Here is a 20,550-nt window from a genome sequence, read left to right on the forward strand (position 1 = left end):
CAATGGCCACCCGCTGCATAACGGGCGCGCGCTGGTGGGCTACGGTAAAGTGCGAAAATCGTTCGCCCTTCCTGGCGCGAGCCTGCCTCGGGAAGGACACTCAACCTGCAAGGACATCATCGATGACCAACGGCACTCCACCGTCCGCCTCCGGCGATTTCGCCCTGGACCTCGGCGACGCCGAGCTGAACAGCCGTATCGCCGAGGGGATGGGCACAGTCGAGGCGGAACTTCTCGCGCGGCTTTCCGCGGGAGAGGAGTTCATCGCCGACAAGGTCACCCACCTCGTCAAGGCCGGGGGGAAGCGCTTCCGTCCCCTCGTGGCGCTGCTGTGCAGCGAGTTCGGCCCGCAGCCGGGAGACGCCAACGTGGTCAAGGGCGCGGTGATCACGGAGATGGTCCACCTGGCCACCCTCTACCACGACGACGTGATGGATGAGGCCGACAAGCGCCGCGGCGTCGACTCCGCCAACCACCGTTGGGGCAACACAGTGGCCATTTTGGCCGGCGACATCCTCTTCGCGCACGCCTCGCGCGTCATGAGCGAGATTGACACGGAGACCGTGCGCCACTTCGCCGACACCTTCGCCCAGCTGGTCACGGGCCAGATGCGGGAGACCGTCGGGCCGCGCGGCACCGACCCGGTGGAGCACTACCTGAAGGTCATCGAGGAAAAAACGGGGGTGCTCATCGCCTCCGCCGGCTACCTCGGGGCGCGCCTGAGCGGGGCGGACGAGGCCATCGTGCGCCGCTGCGAGGCCATCGGCGGGGCGATCGGCATGGTCTTCCAGATCGTCGACGACATCATCGACATTTTCTCCACCACCGCGGAGTCCGGCAAGGTGCCGGGCACGGACCTGCGCGAGGGCGTGTTCACGCTGCCCGTCCTCTACGCGTTGCGCGAGGACTCCCCGGCGGGCGAGGAGCTGCGCGGCCTGCTCACCGGCCCCTTGAGCCGCGACGAGGACGTCGCCCGCGCGCTCGAGCTCATCGGCCTCACGAAGGGCAGGGAGCACGCGCTTGACGACGTCCACAGGTACCTGTCCCTCGCCGAGCAGCACCTCGACGCCCTGCCCGGCATCCCGGCAAACGAAGCGCTGCGCCGCCTGTGCCGCTACACCGTCGAGCGCGTCGGCTAATCGGCGCGTTGAGCTGGCGATTTGTTGCGTACCGCGCGGTGTGTTGTAAGGTGTTTAGCGCACCTTGAGTGCTCGCCAGGTTGCCCGAGCGGCCAAAGGGAGCGGACTGTAAATCCGCCGGCATTGCCTTCAGAAGTTCGAATCTTCTACCTGGCACGGTAGCGAGAACCCGTCACCAACACGGTGGCGGGTTTTCGCGTTGGTGGGGGTTCCGCAGGAGGCGCCCGTGCCTGAGGCGCGTGGCTGGGGAGCGTCGAAAAGCGGCCGAAAAAGGCTACTGAGCAGCCGATTTGTTAAGTGCAAAGACCGTGGGTTAATCTTTTCAAGGCTTCAACGGAGCGGGTCGCGCGAGAGTGGGTCCCACAACACAGAGGCTGTGCCCCCTTAGCTCAGTCGGCAGAGCGTTTCCATGGTAAGGAAAAGGTCATCAGTTCGATTCTGATAGGGGGCTCTGTTGTTTGCCGCCCCGGCGGTGAACGCAGGGCGGTGTAGCTCAGTGGTAGAGCAAGCGACTCATAATCGCTGTGTCGAGAGTTCAATTCTCTCCATCGCTACTCACCTAAACCGGGGCGCCTCGGCGCCCGTGGTAGGGTTGGCGTACTGTTGTGAAGGCAGTACCCGAGGGGCGTGGCGCAATTGGTAGCGCAACGGTCTCCAAAACCGTAGGTTGCAGGTTCGAGTCCTGTCGCCCCTGCCACGACGTTAAGCAACGAGGAGAGCTGTGACAGACCCCAACGCACAGAACGCGGCGCGGCCCACCGGCAAGCGCCAGCTTCACGGCGCCTCTCCTGTTTCCGCGCAGTCCTACGAGGACAAGCGCACCGAGCGCCGCGAGCCCGAGGGGGAGGATTCCCCCGGCGGCGGCGTGACCAAGTTCCCCGCCGAGGTTGCCGGCGAGATGCGTAAGGTCATCTGGCCCACCGGGAGCCAGATGGTGAGCTACACGCTCATCGTGTTCGCCTTCCTCATTGTCCTTACCGCGCTCGTGTGGTCCGTGGACTGGGCCACGAGCTGGGTAGTTGAGCAAGCCTTCGTCCGTTAGCTATACTTTTTAACCGCACGTTCATCCCGCCGCCCCGCTCCCGGGGAGGGCGGGATACTTTTTGCCCCCGCCCCGCGAGGCAGTCGGTAGGCTGGGGCCACATTCAGGAACACACCGAGGATTAGCAATGGGGAGTAGCAATGGCTGAAGACACCACCAAGGCCGAGAACACCAAGGTCGAGAACAACGAAACCGAAATGGTCGGCGAGGGTGCACCAGTCCAGCCGGAGACCGACCCGGAGGCCAAGGAAGCGGAGGAGGCCGAGGATTCAGAGGATTCCGAGGAGTCTGAGGAGGCCGAGGGAGCTGCCGAGCCCGCCGGTGAGGCGGAGCAGGAGATGGTTTCCGAAGGCGCGCCCGTCGAGCCCGCTGAGCCCGGCGACGTGTCTGTAGCGGAGGCGGAGCAGGCCCTCGGTGGCGAGCCCGCGGAGAGCGAGGACAGCGAGTACCGGCGCCGCCTGCGCGAATACACCCGCGAGCTGAAGAAGCTGCCGGGCGAGTGGTACATCATCCAGTCCTACTCGGGCTACGAAAACAAGGTGAAGACGAACCTGGACATGCGCATCCAGACCCTCGAGGTGGAGGACTCCATCTTCGACGTCGTCGTCCCCATCGAGCAGGCGATCGAGCTCAAGGACGGCAAGCGCAAGCTGGTGAAGCGCAAGCTTCTGCCCGGCTACGTGCTCGTGCGCATGGACATGAACGACGCCGCCTGGTCGGTCGTCCGCGAAACCCCGGGCGTGACCTCGTTCGTGGGCAACGAGGGCAACGCCACCCCGGTGAAGCACCGCGACGTGGCCAAGTTCCTGATGCCGAAGGAGACCCCCGCGGAGGGGCAGCCCAGCGTGGCCAACGCCGAGGGCGAAACGGTGGTGGCCATGCCGGAGGAGGAGGTCGCACCGGTTCCGGCGCACGACTACAAGGTCGGCGAGGCCGTCACCATCCTCTCCGGCGCGCTCGCCTCCGTGTCCGCGACCATCTCGGAGATCGACCCGGCTACCGGGAAGATCCAGGCTCTCGTGTCCATCTTCGGCCGCGAGACCCCGGTGGAGCTCACCGCGGACCAGATCGAGCGCATCATCTAGTTTGCTTCTTTTCCTGCGTACGCCCTAGAGTGGACAAACGCGTGTGCCCGCCCGGCGGGCACGCCATTGTAATCCGTTCATCCCCGGTGGCCTGCGCCGCGCTTTGCCGCGGCAGGGCATCCGGCAGCCCCGGCAGTGCATCGTGGCCGTGGGCCGTACCAAGGAATTGAGGTAATCCGATGGCAAAGAAGAAGGTCACCGGCCTGATCAAGCTGCAGATCGAGGCCGGCATGGCAAACCCGGCCCCGCCGGTCGGTCCGGCCCTGGGTGCCCACGGCGTCAACATCGTCGAGTTCACCAAGGCGTACAACGCCGCCACCGAATCCATGCGCGGCAACATCATCCCGGTCGAGATCACCGTCTACGAGGACCGCTCCTTCGACTTCATCCTGAAGTCCCCGCCGGCCGCGAAGCTGCTGCTCAAGGCGGCCGGCCTGCAGAAGGGCTCCGGCGTGCCGCACACCCAGAAGGTCGGCACCGTCACCTGGGAGCAGTGCAAGGAGATCGCCGAGACCAAGAAGGCTGACCTCAACGCCCGCGACATCGAGGCCGGCGCCGCGATCATCGCCGGCACCGCCCGCTCCATGGGCATCGACGTGACCAAGTAAAAACACCCCTGTGGCAGGGCCGGCCAGGCCCGCACCACAACTCCCGCCGTCTGCACAAGACGGGAAAGGAACACAACATGGCTAAGAAGTCCAAGCGCTACGAGGAGATGGCGGCCAAGGTCGACCGCAACGCGCTCTACCACCCGCTCGACGCCGTCGCGCTGGCGAAGGAGACCTCCTCCGACAAGTACGACGCCACCATCGACGTCGCCATCCGCCTCTCCGTCGACCCCCGCAAGGCCGACCAGCTGGTCCGCGGCACCGTCTCCCTGCCCAACGGCACGGGTAAGTCGGTCCGTGTCGCCGTCTTCGCCGAGGGCGAGAAGGCCACCCAGGCCGAGGAGGCCGGCGCTGAGATCGTCGGCACCGACGTGCTCATCGAACAGATCAACAACGGCCAGCTCGACTTCGATGTCGCCATCGCGACGCCGGACCAGATGGCCAAGGTGGGCCGCGTCGCCCGCGTCCTCGGCCCGCGCGGCCTCATGCCGAACCCGAAGACCGGCACGGTCACCCCGGACGTCGCCAAGGCGATCCAGGACGTCAAGGGCGGCAAGATCTCCTTCCGCGTGGATAAGGCCGCGAACCTGCACGCGCTGATCGGCAAGGCCTCCTTCAGCGCCGAGCAGCTTGCCGAGAACTACGGCGCGCTTCTCGACGAAGTCCTGCGCCTCAAGCCCTCCTCCGCGAAGGGCGTCTACCTGAAGAAGATCTCCGTCTCCGCCACCCAGGGCCCGGGCGTCCCGGTCGACCCGAACGTGCAGAAGGCCTACGCCACGAAGGCGTAGCCTGCCGCGGTTCGCCCCCGGCTCGCGCTTCGCGGCGCGTGCTCTGGGGGTTTTCGCGTCTCTGCCACGCCCCGCCGGCCGCGATTTTGAGTTCCCCGCCGGTGCGGCTAAACTCTGCACACGAAGTTTGAACGGGGGCGGGCGAAAGCCTCGCGCCCCGAGCTCAAGTTTCACCGAAGACCGTCGGTCGCCCTGCTTGCAGGGCCGAAGGTGTCCCACTCCAGGGAACGGCCTACGCAGGAGGAACGTGGCTCACCTAAAGTTGTGGTGCCTCGTGCTTTCTGCACGGGGCGCTTTTGCTTTTGCGGCGGGCGCCCCGGCGGATTGAAGGACATGACGTTATTGGATTGGAAGGAGGCGTGTGTAATGGCTAACCCGAAGAACATTGCGGAGCTTGAGGCCCTGAAGGGCAAGTTCAAGGACGCGAGCTCCGTTGTTCTCACCGAGTACCGTGGCCTGACCGTTGGTCAGCTGCAGGAGCTGCGCGGTGAGCTGGGCTTTGATGTCGAATACCACGTCGCCAAGAACACCCTCGTCAAGATCGCCGCGAACGAGAACGGCATTGAGGGTCTCGACGATCTCCTGACCGGACCCACCGCTATCGCCTTCATCAAGGGCGAGGCCGTGGACGCCGCGAAGGTGATGAAGAAGTTCAACAAGGACCACGACGCGTTCGTGATCAAGGGCGGCTACATGGACGGCAGCGTCCTGGACGCCTCCCAGGTTGACGCCATCGCCGAGATGGATAACCGCGAGACCACCCTTGCGAAGATCGCCGGTGCTTTCCAGGGTTCCTTGGCAAAGGCTGCTGGCCTGTTCCAGGCTCCAGCATCCAAGACCGCCCGCCTTGTCGCTGCGCTGCAGGACAAGCAGGACGAAGCCGCGTAAAGCGCGAACAACGTAATCCCCCACACACTTGGGCCCCGGTTGGGCCCGCGAAAGAAAGGAAGCCACAATGGCTAAGCTGTCCAAGGACGAGCTCATTGAGCAGTTCAAGGAAATGACCCTCATCGAGCTCTCCGAGTTCCTGAAGGAGTTCGAGGAGGTCTTCGACGTCACCGCCGCCGCTCCGGTTGCTGTCGCTGCTGCCGGTGCCCCGGCTGGCGGCGAGGCCGCTGCTGAGGAGGAGAAGGACGAGTTCGACGTCGTTCTCGAGTCCGCCGGCGACAAGAAGATCGGCGTGATCAAGGTCGTCCGCGAGCTCGTTCCGGGTCTCGGCCTGAAGGACGCCAAGGAGATGGTGGAGAGCGCTCCGAAGGCGATCCTCGAGGGCGCCAACAAGGAGGACGCCGAGGCCGCCAAGACCAAGCTCGAGGAGGCCGGCGCGCAGGTTACCCTCAAGTAATCGCGTCCCCCCCCCCAGCTCCCCGCACCGCACGGTGTGGGGAGCTTTTTGCTTTTCGACGCCCTACCCCACGAGGAACTTGTTCACGTAGCGTTTCGCGATGTCGGGGCCGAAATCGGAGAGCACCTTGAGCACCGTGTCGGGGACGCTGACGGTGTGGTGCATTTTCTTTTTGCTGTACGGGTTCTTTGTGGTGAAGACCTTTTCCGCCTTCTTGGCGATGTCTTCCGGCACGAGACGGACGCCGAGGGTGGTGATGGAGCGGGCGCTGACGTCCGAAATCTTCGACTTGGCCCACAGCGGCATGAGGTCGTGCACCCGGATTTTGTCCTTCGCCCACTCGATGGCGAGCGCCTCGGTGAGGCCTTTGACGTAAAACTTCGAGGCGGAGTACGTGGACACGTCGGGCTGGCCGAAGAACGCGGACGCCGAGCACATGGAGACCATGACGGCGCCGCGTGTGCGCTTGAGGTAGGGGTGGCAGGCTCTGGCCCCGTAGGTGGCGCCGACGGCGTTGATGTCCACGAGCCACTGGATTTTGTCCGGGTCCTGGGTGTGCAGCGGCCCGTCGACGATCACGCCGGCGTTGTTGAAAAAGGCGTGGAGCCTGCCGCCGGTGTGTGCGGTGAAGTCCGCGAGCGCCGCCTCCCAGTCCTCCCACGAGCGCACGTCGAGGTGCCCGGTGACGAGGGTGCCCGGCAGGTCTTCCACCTCCGCGCCCCAGTCGACGTCGACGATGTCGTAGCACCCGACAACCCACCCGCGCGCGAGCATTTTTTTGGCGGTTTCTTTCCCGATGCCGGTGGCGCCGCCCGACACGAACAGCGCCTTCCTGGGTTTCTGTGACTGAACCATGAGACGTACTCTAGATGTTGGCGGCGTCACAGGTATAGGATCGTGGCCAAAAGTTTCTTCACGCAGTTTCGTCAGTGGGAGAGGAAGAACCAATGACTCACGCGCTTCGCGAGCAAGCCACGACCGAGATCACCAACCCGGCAACCGGAGAGGTCATCGCCACTGTGCCTGAGCACACCAAGGAGGATACCCAGGAGGCCTTCGAGCGCGCCCGCCTGGCGCAGAAGCGCTGGGCGCAGACCAGCTTCCGGCAGCGGCGCAAAATCTTTCTGCGCTTCCACAACCTCGTGCTGGATAACCGCGAGAAGCTGATGGACACGATCCAGGACGAGAACGGCAAAAGCAGGCTATCGGCACTCGAGGAGCTTCTCGATGTCGCCTTGACCTCCCGCCACTACGGCTACAAGGGGGCGAAGCTGCTGAAGCCGCGTCGGCGCAAGCCCGTGGTTCCGCTATTGACCAGCACCTGGGAGCAGCGCGCCCCGAAGGGCGTGGTGGGCATGATCGCCCCCTTCAACTACCCGCTGTCCTTGTCCGTGTGCGACGCTCTCGCCGCGATTTTCGCGGGCAACGCCGTGGTGCTCAAGCCGGACTCCCAGACCCCGTTGTCCGCCCTGGCCGGCCTGGAGCTGCTTGAGCGGGCGGGCCTGCCGCGCGACGTGTTCCAGGTGGTCCCGGGCCGCGGCTCGGAGGTCGGCCAGGCGATCGTCGAGGAGTGCGACTACCTCATGTTCACCGGCTCGACGGCGACGGGGGAGAAGCTCGCCCAGCAGGCCGCGGCGCGGCTCATCGATTACTCGATGGAGCTGGGCGGCAAGAACGCCATGATTGTCGCGCACGACGCGGACGTGAAGCGCACCGTCGACGGCGCGTGGATCGCCTGTTTCGGCAACTCCGGCCAGTTGTGCATCTCCATCGAGCGGCTCTACGTGCACCGCGATGTGGCCGACGAGTTCATCCCCGCCTTCGTGTCCAAGGTGCAGGGGCTGCGGGTGGGGGCCGGCCACGACTGGGACATCGACATGGGCAGCCTCATCTCGGTGGAGCACGCGGACGCTGTGGAGCGCTTCGTCAACGACGCGGTGGACAAAGGCGCGACGGTGCTCACCGGGGGGCGGCGGCTGCCGGAGCTCGGCGAGGCCTTCTTCGCCCCGACGGTGCTGACGGACGTCCCGGCCGAGGCGGAGCTCTACCGCTCGGAGGTGTTTGGCCCGGTGGTCTACATCGAGGTCGTCGACTCCGACGAGGAGGCCATCGCGCGTGCCAACGACACCGAGTACGGCTTGAACGCCTCGGTATGGGCGCACCCGAAGACCGGGCGCCGGATCGCCGCGCAGCTCGAGACGGGGACCGTGAACATCAACGAGGGCTACGCGCCCGCGTGGTCGGCTATCGACGCCCCCATGGGCGGCTGGAAGAAGTCGGGCGTGGGCAGGCGTCACGGCGACGGCGGGCTGACGAAGTACACCGAGCAGCGCAACGTCACGCAGACCCGCCTGATCACGCTGATGGACAACGTCGTGCCGCGCCCCACGTGGGCGTCGACGATGGCGACGGCACTTAAGCTCGGCCGCGACATCCTGCGCTAGGGGCGCGGCTCGGGCGCGGCCCGCGCCCGCTGGTTTTCGTAGTCCTATACAATGGGCGTTCATGCTGTTTCGGTTGCGTATTATCCCGATTTTCCTCGTCGGCGTGGGGGTTGCCCTCATGGTCGGCGCGGGCGTCGCGCCTCGCTTCCTCCTGGGGGACGGGCGCCTGCCGCTCGACCTTGAGGAGACGACGTGGACCATGGAGGATCCGCAGGGCCGTTACGGTGAAGAGACGGTCCCGGTGACGCGGCAGCTGCACATGGAGATTCAGGGGCCGGCCGACGAGGAAACGGTGGGCATCCGCGTGGGGGACACCGTGCGGGCCGGGGAGGATGAGGCCGACTTCGACAACCTCGTTTCGGCCGAAACCTGGTCCTACACCTTGAACCGCATCACCGGCGAGCCGGAGGGGGAGAAGTCCCTGCGCTCGGTCATGGGGCTGCCGTCGACCGAGGTCGAGGCCTCGGGCAACTGGTTGAAGTTCCCGGCGGATCTGGTCAAGGGCGCGTACGACGTGTTCGACCCGGCCTTGCGCGCGAACGTCCCCGCTGAATACGTGGGCGAGGAGGAGATCGCTGGGCGCACGGTCTACGTGTTCGAGCAGACCGTCTCCCCGACGAACCTCGCCGAGTCCTACGCGGACCCGCGCAACACCAAGACCATCGTGGAGGAGGGGGAGGAGCCCGTCAGGGCGTTCCTTTTCCACTCTGCGTCGCGGCGCATCAGCGTGGACCAGATCTCCGGCTTCGTCGTGGGTATGGACGAGAAGGTGGACAACTACTACGCGGATGCTGCCGGCGAGCGGCTGGAGGATGGTCTCTCCTACGACGCCCGGATGGCGCCCGAGCGGGTCGAGGCGATGGCCGGACAGCTCGATACCGTATTTTCCCAGCGCCAGTCGTGGGCGATCACGATCGCGGTGATCGTTGTCGGCGCGGTGCTCGCGGTGGCGGGGCTGGTGTGGCTGGGCTTGGCCGTGCGTTCGGAAAAGCGTGCGCAGCGCGAGGAGGGGGAAGTTGCGGATTAAGCCCGCCGCGGTGGTAGAGTTCCCCGCAGGCGAGTAACCGGCCCACGACGGCGGGCGGGTCTCGCGGACTCAGACCGAGGCACCACGGGGGGTGGTGCGAAGCCCCGGGAGAGAAGGCTTTACAATGCGCGGGCTTTTGTATAAGCTAGGTTGTTGCGCTGGAAGCCGTCTCCAGTTTGGTTGAGAAACCTTGTTACTACGGTGCTCGCCTCGTGCTTACAACCGTATTTGACAAGGTGACTTTGTGCATTTTGGGGGCGGATCTTCCACAGCAGACCGAATGCTAACTTATCCAGCGGTTTTCCGGCGAGGCTGTATGCCAGAGCAGTTTCGGCGGACCCGCGTGAGGTGCTGGAAGGACCCAACTTGGCAGTCTCCCACCAGACCATGTCAATGGCCACTACCCCCGGAGCTCCGCAGCGTTACTCCTTTGCGAAGATCTCTGAGCCGATCACGGTTCCGGGGCTTCTTGATGTTCAGCGTGAATCTTTCGCTTGGCTCGTGGGCACGCCGGAGTGGCGTGAGCGCGAGCAGGCCGCGCGCGGCGAGGGCGTCCGCGTCACCAGCGGCCTGGAGGATATCCTCGAGGAGCTCTCCCCGATCCAGGACTACTCGGGCAACATGAGCCTGTCTCTGTCCGAGCCGCGCTTCGAGGACGTCAAGTACACCATCGACGAGTGCAAAGACAAGGACATCAACTACTCCGCGCCGCTCTACGTGACGGCGGAGTTCATTAACAACGACACCCAGGAGATCAAGTCCCAGACCGTCTTTATCGGTGACTTCCCGCTGATGACGGACAAGGGTACGTTCATCGTCAACGGCACGGAGCGCGTCGTGGTCTCGCAGCTCGTGCGCTCGCCGGGTGTGTACTTCGACGAGACCATCGATAAGTCCACCGAACGCCCGCTGCACTCCGTGAAGGTGATCCCCTCGCGTGGTGCGTGGCTGGAGTTTGACGTCGACAAGCGCGACACCGTCGGCGTGCGCATCGACCGCAAGCGCCGCCAGCCGGTCACCGTCCTGCTGAAGGCTCTGGGGTGGACCGCGGAGCAGATCACGGAGCGCTTCGGCTTCTCCGAGATCATGATGTCCACGCTCGAGTCCGACGGCGTGGCCAACACCGACGAGGCGCTGCTGGAGATCTACCGCAAGCAGCGCCCGGGCGAGCAGCCGACGCGCGACCTCGCGCAGTCCCTGCTGGAAAACGCCTTCTTCCGCGCGAAGCGCTACGACCTCGCCCGCGTGGGCCGCTACAAGGTCAACCGCAAGCTGGGCCTCGGCGGCGACCACGACGGTCTGATGACGCTGACCGAAGAGGACATCGCCACCACCCTCGAGTACCTCGTGCGCCTGCACGCGGGCGAGACCGAGATGACCTCCCCGAACGGCGCCGTCGTGCGGATCAACACCGACGACATCGACCACTTCGGCAACCGCCGCCTGCGCACCGTCGGTGAGCTGATCCAGAACCAGGTCCGCGTCGGCCTGTCGCGCATGGAGCGCGTCGTCCGCGAGCGCATGACCACGCAAGACGCCGAATCCATCACCCCGACCTCGCTGATCAACGTGCGCCCGGTCTCGGCCGCCATCCGCGAGTTCTTCGGCACCTCCCAGCTGTCTCAGTTCATGGACCAGAACAACTCGCTGTCCGGCCTGACCCACAAGCGCCGCCTGTCGGCGCTGGGTCCGGGCGGCCTGTCGCGCGAGCGCGCCGGCATCGAGGTGCGCGACGTGCACCCCTCGCACTACGGCCGCATGTGCCCGATTGAGACGCCGGAAGGCCCGAACATCGGCCTGATTGGCGCGCTCGCCTCCTACGCGCGCGTCAACGCCTTCGGTTTCATCGAGACGCCCTACCAGAAGGTCGAGGACGGCCGGCTCACCGACCAGATCGACTACCTCACCGCCGACGAGGAGGACCGCTACGCCATCGCGCAGGCGGCCACCCCGATGAACGCCGAGCGCGAGCTCATCGCCGAGCGCATCGAGGTCCGCCTCAAGGACGGCGACATCGGCGTCGTCGGCCCGCAGGGCGTGGATTACCTGGACATCTCCCCGCGCCAGATGGTCTCCGTGGCCACCGCGATGATCCCCTTCCTCGAGCACGACGACGCGAACCGCGCGCTCATGGGCGCGAACATGCAGAAGCAGGCCGTGCCGCTGCTGCGCTCGGAGGCCCCCTACGTGGCCACCGGCATGGAGCAGCGCGCCGCCTACGACGCGGGCGACACCGTGATCACCCGCAAGTCCGGAGCCGTCACCAACGTCACCGGTGACTTCATCACCATCATGGACGACGAGGGCATCCAGGACACCTACATGCTGCGCACCTTCGAGCGCACCAACCAGGGCACCTGCTACAACCAGGTCCCCATCGTCTCCCAGGGCGAGCGCGTCGAGGCTGGCCAGGTCATCGCCGACGGCCCCGGCACGAAGAACGGCGAGATGTCGCTCGGGCGCAACCTCCTGGTCGCGTTCATGCCGTGGGAGGGCCACAACTACGAGGACGCCATCATCCTCAACCAGCGCGTGGTGGAGGAGGACATCCTCACCTCCGTGCACATCGAGGAGCACGAGATCGACGCCCGCGACACCAAGCTCGGCGCCGAGGAGATCACCCGGGAGATCCCGAACGTCTCCGAGGACGTGCTCAAGGACCTCGACGAGCGCGGCATCATCCGCATCGGTGCCGACGTGCGCGACGGCGACATCCTCGTGGGCAAGGTCACCCCGAAGGGCGAGACCGAGCTCACCCCGGAGGAGCGCCTGCTGCGCGCCATCTTCGGCGAGAAGGCCCGCGAGGTCCGCGACACCTCCCTGAAGGTGCCGCACGGCGAGACCGGCAAGGTCATCGCGGTGCGCCGCTTCTCCCGCGAGGACGACGACGACCTGAACCCGGGCGTGAACGAGATGATCCGCGTCTACGTGGCCCAGAAGCGCAAGATCCAGGACGGCGACAAGATGGCCGGCCGCCACGGCAACAAGGGCGTCGTGGGCAAGATCCTGCCGCAGGAGGACATGCCGTTCATGGAGGACGGCACGCCCGTGGACATCATCCTCAACACCCACGGTGTGCCGCGCCGTATGAACATCGGCCAGGTGCTCGAGGTCCACCTCGGCTGGCTGGCAAAGGCCGGCTGGACGGTCAACCCGGACGACCCGGCCAACGCGGAGCTGCTGGAGACTCTGCCGGAGCACCTCTACGACGTGCCGGCCGAGTCGCTCACCGCGACCCCGGTGTTCGACGGCGCGACCAACGAGGAGATCGCGGGCCTGCTCGCCAACACGAAGCCGAACCGCGACGGCGACGTCATGGTCAACGGCGACGGCAAGGCACGGCTTTTCGACGGCCGCTCCGGCGAGCCCTTCAAGTACCCGGTGTCGGTGGGCTACATGTACATGCTCAAGCTGCACCACCTGGTCGACGAGAAGATCCACGCCCGCTCCACCGGCCCCTACTCGATGATTACGCAGCAGCCGCTCGGCGGTAAGGCCCAGTTCGGCGGCCAGCGCTTCGGCGAGATGGAGGTGTGGGCGATGCAGGCGTACGGCGCCGCTTACACCCTCCAGGAGCTGCTCACCATCAAGTCGGACGACGTGGTCGGCCGCGTGAAGGTCTACGAGGCGATTGTCAAGGGCGACAACATCCCGGACCCGGGTATCCCCGAGTCCTTCAAGGTGCTGCTCAAGGAGCTGCAGTCGCTCTGCCTGAACGTGGAGGTCCTCTCCACCGACGGCGTGCCCATGGAACTGTCGGGCGATGACGACGACTTCGACCAGGCCGGCTCCTCGCTGGGCATCAACCTCTCGCGCGACGAGAGCTCGGCAGCGGATACTGCCTAAGAGGCCAGGCGGGCGTCGAAAAGCAATTGCTTTACGACGCCCGGACGAACCGCACAGAACTTAGACAACAATCGATCCTCCCGAACTGGGAGGTGAAAGGGAATTTACGTGTTTGACGTAAACCTCTTCGACGAGCTTCGCATTGGCCTGGCCACCGCCGACGACATCCGCCGCTGGTCCCACGGTGAGGTCAAGAAGCCCGAGACCATCAACTACCGCACCCTCAAGCCGGAGAAGGACGGCCTCTTCTGCGAGCGCATCTTCGGCCCGACCCGCGACTGGGAGTGCGCCTGCGGCAAGTACAAGCGCGTGCGCTACAAGGGCATCATCTGCGAGCGCTGCGGCGTCGAGGTGACCAAGTCCAAGGTGCGCCGCGAGCGCATGGGCCACATCGAGCTCGCCGCGCCGGTCACCCACATCTGGTACTTCAAGGGCGTGCCCTCGCGCCTGGGCTACCTGCTCGACCTGGCCCCGAAGGACCTCGAGCGCATTATTTACTTCGCCGCCAACATCATCACGAGCGTTGACGAGGAAGCGCGCCACAACGACATGTCGACCCTCGAGGCCGAGATGATCCTGGAGAAGAAGGACGTCGAAAGCGACGCCAACTCCGAGATCGCCGAGCGCGCGCAGAAGCTCGAGGAGGACCTCGCAGAGCTCGAGGCCTCGGGCGCCACGGCTGCCGCCCGCAAGAAGGTGCAGCAGGCCGCCGACAAGGAGATGACGCACATCCGCGAGGCGGCGGAGCGAGAGGTGGAGCGCCTCGACGAGATCTGGCAGACCTTCGTCAAGCTCGCCCCGAAGCAGATGGTCATCGACGAAAACCTCTACGAGGAGCTCGGTGACCGCTACGAGGACTACTTCACCGGCGGCATGGGCGCGGAGGCGATCCAGACGCTGATCCGCAACTTCGACCTCGACACCGAGGCGGAGGAGCTGCGCTCCATCATCGCCGAGGGCAAGGGGCAGCGGAAGGTCCGCGCGCTCAAGCGCCTCAAGGTCGTCGCCGCGTTCCAGCGCTCCGGCAATGACCCGGCCGGCATGATCCTCGACGCGATTCCGGTGATCCCGCCGGAGCTGCGCCCGATGGTCCAGCTCGACGGTGGCCGCTTTGCCACCTCCGACCTGAACGATCTGTACCGCCGCGTGATCAACCGCAACAACCGCCTCAAGCGCATGATCGACCTCGGCGCGCCCGAGATCATCGTGAACAACGAGAAGCGCATGCTGCAGGAGTCCGTCGACGCCCTGTTCGACAACGGCCGCCGCGGCCGCCCCGTCACCGGCCCGGGCAACCGCCCGCTGAAGTCGCTGTCCGACCTGCTCAAGGGCAAGCAGGGCCGCTTCCGCCAGAACCTTCTGGGCAAGCGCGTCGACTACTCCGGCCGCTCCGTCATCATCGTCGGCCCGCAGCTGCAGCTGCACGAGTGCGGGCTGCCCAAGCTCATGGCACTGGAGCTGTTCAAGCCGTTCGTGATGAAGCGCCTGGTGGACAACGACTACGCGCAGAACATCAAGAGCGCCAAGCGCATGGTCGAGCGCCAGCGCCCCGAGGTGTGGGACGTGCTCGAGGAGGCCATCTCCGAGCACCCGGTGCTGCTTAACCGCGCACCGACGCTGCACCGCCTGGGCATCCAGGCCTTCGAGCCGAAGCTGGTCGAGGGCAAGGCCATCCAGCTGCACCCGCTGGCGTGTGAGGCCTTCAACGCCGACTTCGACGGCGACCAGATGGCAGTGCACCTGCCGCTGTCCGCCGAGGCGCAGGCGGAGGCCCGCGTGCTCATGCTCTCCTCCAACAACATCCTGTCCCCGGCGTCCGGCAAGCCGCTGGCCATGCCGCGCCTGGACATGGTGACCGGCCTGTACTTCTTGACCATGCTGAAGGGCTCGACCGAGATCGGCGGCGAGGGCGCCTACGCCCCGGCCGACGACAACGGCCCCGCCACCGGCGTGTACTCCTCCTACCGCGAGGCCATCATGGCCTACGACCTGGGCGTGCTCGGCCTTCAGGCGCCGATCCGCGTGCGGATCGATCACCTGCGCCCGACCGTCGAGATCGAGGCGGAGCAGTTCCCGGAGGGCTGGGAGCGCGGCCAGGCGTGGATGGCGGAGACCACCCTCGGCCGGATCATGTTCAACGAGCTGCTGCCGTTCAACTTCCCGTACCAGGAAGGCGCGATGGTGCGCAAGGGCGGCGGCGCCGGCAAGGTGCTGCTCGGCGACATCATCCAGTCGATGGTGGAGAAGTACCCGATGATCACCGTCGCCCAGACCCTGGACAAGATGAAGGATGCCGGCTTCTACTGGGCCACCCGCTCCGGCGTGACCATCTCCATGTCCGACGTTCTCGTCCTGCCGAACAAGACCGAGGTCCTCGAGCAGTACGAGAAGGAGGCCGAGGAGATCGAGCGCAAGTTCTGGGAGAAGGGCGCCCTGACGGAGGAGAACCGCTACGACCGCCTGGTCGAGCTGTGGCAGGACGCCACCAACAAGGTGGGTCAGGCCGTGGAGGACCTCTACCCGGACGACAACCCGATCCCGATGATCGTGAAGTCGGGTGCGGCCGGCAACATGCGCCAGATCTGGACGCTCGCCGGCATGAAGGGCATGGTCGTGAACTCGCGCGGTGAGTACATCACCCGCCCGATCAAGACCTCCTTCCGCGAGGGCCTGACGGTGATGGAGTACTTCAACAACTCCCACGGCTCCCGCAAGGGCCTCGCCGACACCGCTCTGCGCACCGCTGACTCCGGCTACCTCACCCGCCGCCTTGTCGACGTCGCCCAGGACGTCATCGTCCGCGAAGAGGACTGCGGCACCCACCAGGGCGTCAAGGTCCCGGTTGCGGCCGAGGCGGGCGGCACGTGGGTCCGCGACGAGCTCGTGGAGACCTCAGTGTCGGGCCGCGTCCTCGCCTCCGACGCGAAGGACGCCGAGGGCAACGTCGTCCTCGAGGGCGGCACGGAGCTCACCGAGGAGCGTATCGACGCCCTCGTCGCCGCGGGCGTTACCGAAATCAAGGTCCGTTCGGTGCTGACGTGCCAGACCGCGACCGGCGTGTGCGCGAAGTGCTACGGCAAGTCCATGGCCTCCGGCAAGCTGGTCGATATCGGCGAGGCCGTGGGCATCGTCGCGGCCCAGTCCATTGGTGAGCCCGGTACGCAGCTGACCATGCGCACCTTCCACCAGGGCGGTGTCGGCGGCGACATCACCGGCGGCCTGCCGCGCGTGCAGGAGCTGTTCGAGGCCCGCGTGCCCAAGAACCGCGCCCCGATCGCCTCTGTCGCCGGCACGGTGACGCTCGAGGACGAGGGCAACTTCTGGACGCTGACGATCCACCCGGACGACGGCTCGGACCTCGTGGTCTACGAGAAGCTGTCGAAGCGCCAGGGCCTGGCCCAGGTGCGCCGCCCGATGGAGTCCAACCCGGACGCCATGATCGAGCGCTCCCTGCGCGAGGGCGACCACGTTGACGTGGGCGACCGCCTGCTGCGCGGCGCGGCCGACCCGCACGACGTGCTCGAGGTCCTCGGCCGCCGCGGTGTGGAAAAGCACCTCATCGACGAGGTGCAGGCCGTCTACCGCACGCAGGGTGTGTCGATTCACGACAAGCACATCGAGATCATCATCCGCCAGATGCTGCGCCGCGGCACCGTCATCGACTCGGGCACGACCGAGTTCCTGCCGGGGACGCTGGTCGACCTCGCCGAGGCGCGCCAGGTCAACGCCGCGGCGGTGGCCGAGAACGGCCAGCCGGCGGAGATGCGCTCGGAGATCATGGGCATCACCAAGGCCTCGCTGGCAACGGAGTCCTGGCTGTCTGCGGCCTCCTTCCAGGAGACCACGCGAGTGCTTACCGACGCCGCGATCAACAAGCGCTCCGACAAGCTGATCGGCCTGAAGGAGAACGTGATCATCGGTAAGCTCATCCCGGCTGGTACCGGCATCTCGCGCTACCGCAACATCCAGGTCAAGCCGACCGAGGCGGCGCGCTCCGCCGCGTACTCGATCCCGAGCTTCGGCGACTCCATCTACGGAGACGACGGCTACGGTGAGTTCACCGGCGCGTCCGTGCCGCTGGACGAGTACGGGTTCGACCAGATGTAGCTAAATCCGGCGCCCTTAGCCCGGCCCCCACTGGGGGCCGGGCTTTTGCCCCGTTTAGGCCCTTTTTCCAGTTATTGTTGGGCGCTATGAGTGGTGGGACGGGGTTTAGCCCCGCTGAACGTGAGGCCATGCGTCAGCGCGCGGAGGAGCTGCGCCGCGAAAAGGGCGGCAACAAGAAGGCCAGAAACCTGGAAGCGTTGCAGGCGCTTATCGAGGAGATGCCTGACGGGGATCGTTCCCTTGCGGCCGCTATCCATCTCATCGTGTCGGAGGAGGCGCCGCACCTTGATGCCCGCACGTGGTACGGGATGCCGGCGTGGGAGGATAAGGACGGTGTGGTCGTGTTCTTGCAGGTTGCCTCGAAGTTCGACGCGCGCTACTCCACGCTTGGTTTCGAGCCCGCAGCCCGGCTCGATGAGGGGGCGATGTGGCCGACGAGTTTCGCGCTGCTGGAGCTGACCGGGCAGACCGAGGCCCAGATCCGGGAGTTGGTTCGGCGGGCGGCGCCGCGGGGCTAGTTCTCATCGTGCTAAGCGCTTTTCGGTTTGCGGACGATGCCGACCCCGCCGAACAGGACCACGCCTCGGACGCGTATGACGGGGGCGTCGGTGTCGGGGACGGAGGAGTCGCGGGGGGCGCCGTCGATACCGCCGAAGATAGCGAAGCCGTCGTAAACCACTCGCGCGTTTTCGGGGACGATGATGTCGATGCCGCCAAAGAGGGCGATGCAGTTAATCACCGTCTCGTGCGAGGTGAACACGGCCTCGGCCAGGTCAAGGTCGTTGCCGCCCAGAAGCCTGCGCTTAAAAAACGAGTTCCCACCTCTGCTTACGCACACACCGGCGTGGTGGTAGGAAAGAGGAGATTGGCTTTCCCGTTTTGCTCTGGTGTCGCAGTACTGATCTTCAACCCTTCTCCGCCGGGAAAGATCGGGTTTCGGCACTAACCTCGCTCACCGAGTGGAGACCGAACCCCGCCACGGACCGGCAGAGGTCCCCAAAGCGGTTGTCCTGCTCGATTGTGAACTTCTCGGGAGGCTGATGTGCGACAACAAGCACTAAGCGCTCTTCGCTTTGCTGGAGGAGCTCGGTGGCGAGAACGTCGCAGGAGTACTGGTCGAGGCCGTTGAAGGGCTCATCGAGACAGAGAATGTCACTGCGTGTGAGTAGACCGCACAACATCCAGGCTTTGCGTAAAGTGCCTGTGGAGAGCTCGGAGGGCAGCTTGGAGAGGTGTTCCTGAAGACAGAACGCGTCCACGAACCGACGAACGTCGTCGGCGCTGAGTCCGTACCGGCGTGTGTACAGGCTCAGGTTGTCACTCACGGTGAGAAACGGCACAAGCGCCGGCGTGTGTCGCAGAAAGACGACCTCTCCGGTCACATCCAGGCTCCCAGAGAGCAACGGAAGAAAGCCCGAGAAAACTTCGAGCAAGGTTGACTTGCCGACTCCGTTCGGCCCGCTGAGCAACCTCAATCCGGGGCCCGCCATGCGGATAGAAACGTCCGTAAAGACCGGCTGATCACGCTTGTATCCAGCGGCCATGGAGTGGCCGTCGATTCCGAAAGTCATAGTTTCACCGTCCTGAGCCGGGAGCGAGTGACGAAGGTTGCTGTGGTGAAGACACACACAAGAACGCTCCACCCGGCCACCGCGGACCATAAAGTGATGAAACCCAGCGCGTAGGAAGTTCCCAGTTCACACAGAAGCATCAGGGTCAACAAAGCTCCTTTACCTGCGGGCGAAAAGGCGAAAAAGGACCTCACAGACACGAATGCGAAGAGCGGGCCGAATGCGATGGCGGGGGAGGTATCCGAGGCAACAAGCCACAGCGCCGAGCTGACGAGCAATGGAAGCAGCCCTAACGCGATCGCCATGAACAGCCGCAAAACTATCCACGTTTCCGCGGTACAGCTCATCTCAGCATGAAAGCGGTACCGAAGCAGATTTTCCCGCGGGTCAACGGACCGGAAATGTTCGGCTAGGGGAGCGGTAAGCGCGGGCACGACTACGAAAACGGACAGAGCCTCAGGCAACGGCCCGGTGCTTGTGAGCGTAAGCCCGGCTGCCGCAGACAACGCGAAGCATGTGGCAATTGTGGACGGCCGAGTCCACATGATCCGCACCCATTGTTCCCCGACAACTGGGAACAGAAGCCTATCAAGCTGCCCGGCAGTGGCCCCCGGAGCGCGCAGACTAACTAGTGCTTTCACCCGTGGCACCCGATGGCTATACAGCCGCGGCGCCGTCAGAATCAATCGGCGGGTGAATAAGAGGAAGATTACGCCTGCCGCAAGTGCGAGCAATGCCAACGTCCACGCAACTGCGGGGCGGGTGACGAAGAAGAGAACAGGAGCGAGGGGCACCGACAACTCTGTCGGTGCGCCGCCAGCAACATGAAGGACCGCGCCTATCGACGCAACTGACGACCCCGCCGCTACGCCTGCCGCCGCTGAAAGGATCACAATGAGAACGGCGACAAACCAGTTCATCGGCGCAGGGACGGGCAGCCAGACAAACAGGATGAGACGCCGGTAAGCGCTCGCTCCGTACAGAGCAATGGAAAAGCACAGCACTGCGGCGCTCAAACGCCAGACAGAACTGTTGGCAGTAAATACCGCTACGACGATGAGTGGGCTCCAAAAGATTGCCCACCGGCATACGAGTGGAACGGCGATAAATGCAGTTAGAGCGTCACGGGTGGAGACGCTCAAGGTCGGGAGCGCCTGGACGAAGGGACCGGGCTCGAGACGTGCGCTGGTAGCTAGGCGGGTGACGTGGGCAAGGACGTCGATAAGCGCGGGGATCGAGGCAAACGCAAAAAGGAAATAGGTGCCGTCCGCGCCATCGAAGCCGGTCACCGTGGGAATGTCCGCTGCGAGCTGAGGGGCGGCACGTCTGACTACGAAACCCCAAACCAATACCTCACACGCGATAACTACCCCAAACATGGCGGGAAGAAAGTGCATGAGAACGATTGGGTTCAGCGGCATCCCAATCCGGTCGATGAACTCGGTGGTCTTAAGCGTGCGGGCAACGCGCGCCCCGGACCAACTGTGGCTCGCATGCGCGGGAGGGTGGTGAGATGCTGTGGTGGAGGACAAGGCGGCAGTACCCAAG

At 65.3% G+C, this 20,550-nt stretch carries 16 protein-coding genes and 4 tRNA genes; 16 read left to right on the top strand and 4 right to left on the bottom strand.

Annotated features, from left to right (window positions below; all coding sequences use genetic code 11):
- The first annotated feature begins 122 nt into the window (after positions 1 to 122).
- The 11 genes from CAURIS_RS01755 to rplL all read left to right on the top strand — a co-directional run bounded on the left by CAURIS_RS01755 (position 123) and on the right by rplL (position 6,007).
- On the top strand, positions 123 to 1,139 hold the full coding sequence (locus CAURIS_RS01755) for a polyprenyl synthetase family protein (protein WP_290342516.1): 1,017 nt from the start codon (positions 123 to 125) through the stop codon (positions 1,137 to 1,139).
- 74 nt (positions 1,140 to 1,213) lie between these two features.
- Positions 1,214 to 1,295: transfer RNA gene (locus CAURIS_RS01760), tRNA-Tyr, on the top strand.
- Positions 1,296 to 1,517: 222 nt separating this feature from the next.
- A tRNA-Thr gene (locus CAURIS_RS01765) sits at positions 1,518 to 1,590 on the top strand.
- Positions 1,591 to 1,621: 31 nt separating this feature from the next.
- Positions 1,622 to 1,693, top strand: a tRNA-Met gene (locus CAURIS_RS01770).
- 67 nt (positions 1,694 to 1,760) lie between these two features.
- A tRNA-Trp gene (locus CAURIS_RS01775) sits at positions 1,761 to 1,836 on the top strand.
- Positions 1,837 to 1,860: 24 nt separating this feature from the next.
- Positions 1,861 to 2,181 (top strand): preprotein translocase subunit SecE, encoded by a 321-nt coding sequence (gene secE / locus CAURIS_RS01780; RefSeq protein WP_290342517.1) that lies wholly within the window; start codon positions 1,861 to 1,863, stop codon positions 2,179 to 2,181.
- 140 nt (positions 2,182 to 2,321) lie between these two features.
- Entirely contained in the window at positions 2,322 to 3,266 is a 945-nt protein-coding gene (gene nusG / locus CAURIS_RS01785) for a transcription termination/antitermination protein NusG (protein ID WP_290342518.1), read from the top strand.
- Between the two features lie 179 nt (positions 3,267 to 3,445).
- Complete coding sequence (gene rplK, locus CAURIS_RS01790) at positions 3,446 to 3,874, top strand: 50S ribosomal protein L11 (RefSeq protein ID WP_019193905.1); 429 nt, start codon at positions 3,446 to 3,448, stop codon at positions 3,872 to 3,874.
- A 77-nt stretch (positions 3,875 to 3,951) separates the two neighbouring features.
- On the top strand, positions 3,952 to 4,662 hold the full coding sequence (rplA, locus tag CAURIS_RS01795) for a 50S ribosomal protein L1 (RefSeq protein WP_290342519.1): 711 nt from the start codon (positions 3,952 to 3,954) through the stop codon (positions 4,660 to 4,662).
- Positions 4,663 to 5,028: 366 nt separating this feature from the next.
- On the top strand, positions 5,029 to 5,550 hold the full coding sequence (rplJ, locus tag CAURIS_RS01800; RefSeq protein WP_290342520.1) for a 50S ribosomal protein L10: 522 nt from the start codon (positions 5,029 to 5,031) through the stop codon (positions 5,548 to 5,550).
- A gap of 67 nt (positions 5,551 to 5,617) precedes the next feature.
- Positions 5,618 to 6,007 (top strand): 50S ribosomal protein L7/L12, encoded by a 390-nt coding sequence (gene rplL, locus CAURIS_RS01805; protein ID WP_290342521.1) that lies wholly within the window; start codon positions 5,618 to 5,620, stop codon positions 6,005 to 6,007.
- Positions 6,008 to 6,070: 63 nt separating this feature from the next.
- Here the strand turns inward: rplL and CAURIS_RS01810 are convergent, their stop codons facing one another.
- Positions 6,071 to 6,862, bottom strand: coding sequence for an SDR family oxidoreductase (locus CAURIS_RS01810; protein WP_290342522.1), 792 nt, complete (start codon positions 6,860 to 6,862; stop codon positions 6,071 to 6,073).
- 92 nt (positions 6,863 to 6,954) lie between these two features.
- Between CAURIS_RS01810 and CAURIS_RS01815 the strand changes: the two genes are divergently transcribed.
- From CAURIS_RS01815 to CAURIS_RS01835, 5 genes are all read left to right on the top strand, one after another.
- Positions 6,955 to 8,451: a succinic semialdehyde dehydrogenase gene (locus CAURIS_RS01815; protein WP_290342523.1), complete on the top strand. Its 1,497-nt coding sequence runs from the start codon at positions 6,955 to 6,957 to the stop codon at positions 8,449 to 8,451.
- Positions 8,452 to 8,512: 61 nt separating this feature from the next.
- Positions 8,513 to 9,478 (top strand): cell envelope lipid trafficking protein PgfA, encoded by a 966-nt coding sequence (pgfA, locus tag CAURIS_RS01820; RefSeq protein WP_290342524.1) that lies wholly within the window; start codon positions 8,513 to 8,515, stop codon positions 9,476 to 9,478.
- Between the two features lie 348 nt (positions 9,479 to 9,826).
- The gene (rpoB, locus tag CAURIS_RS01825; RefSeq protein ID WP_290342525.1) at positions 9,827 to 13,324 is read left to right on the top strand and encodes a DNA-directed RNA polymerase subunit beta; all 3,498 of its coding nucleotides are present in this window, start codon (positions 9,827 to 9,829) and stop codon (positions 13,322 to 13,324) included.
- A 108-nt stretch (positions 13,325 to 13,432) separates the two neighbouring features.
- Positions 13,433 to 17,431: a DNA-directed RNA polymerase subunit beta' gene (locus CAURIS_RS01830; RefSeq protein WP_290342526.1), complete on the top strand. Its 3,999-nt coding sequence runs from the start codon at positions 13,433 to 13,435 to the stop codon at positions 17,429 to 17,431.
- Positions 17,432 to 17,559: 128 nt separating this feature from the next.
- A complete protein-coding gene (locus tag CAURIS_RS01835) occupies positions 17,560 to 17,949 on the top strand; it encodes a hypothetical protein (protein WP_290342527.1) in 390 nt (129 codons plus the stop codon).
- 11 nt (positions 17,950 to 17,960) lie between these two features.
- Here CAURIS_RS01835 and CAURIS_RS01840 read toward each other — a convergent pair whose 3' ends face one another.
- The 3 genes from CAURIS_RS01840 to CAURIS_RS01850 form a co-directional block, all read right to left on the bottom strand.
- Positions 17,961 to 18,269 carry a LiaF domain-containing protein gene (locus CAURIS_RS01840; RefSeq protein ID WP_290342528.1) on the bottom strand — a complete coding sequence of 103 codons (309 nt, stop codon included), beginning with the start codon at positions 18,267 to 18,269 and terminating at the stop codon, positions 17,961 to 17,963.
- A gap of 67 nt (positions 18,270 to 18,336) precedes the next feature.
- Positions 18,337 to 19,002, bottom strand: coding sequence for an ABC transporter ATP-binding protein (locus tag CAURIS_RS01845; protein WP_290342529.1), 666 nt, complete (start codon positions 19,000 to 19,002; stop codon positions 18,337 to 18,339).
- Positions 18,999 to 20,549 (bottom strand): hypothetical protein, encoded by a 1,551-nt coding sequence (locus CAURIS_RS01850; RefSeq protein WP_290342530.1) that lies wholly within the window; start codon positions 20,547 to 20,549, stop codon positions 18,999 to 19,001. Before CAURIS_RS01850 ends, CAURIS_RS01845 begins: the two co-directional genes overlap by 4 nt.
- Between the last annotated feature and the right edge of the window lies 1 nt (position 20,550).

The sequence above is a fragment of the Corynebacterium auris genome (assembly GCF_030408575.1).
Classification (GTDB): Bacteria; Actinomycetota; Actinomycetes; order Mycobacteriales; family Mycobacteriaceae; genus Corynebacterium; species Corynebacterium auris.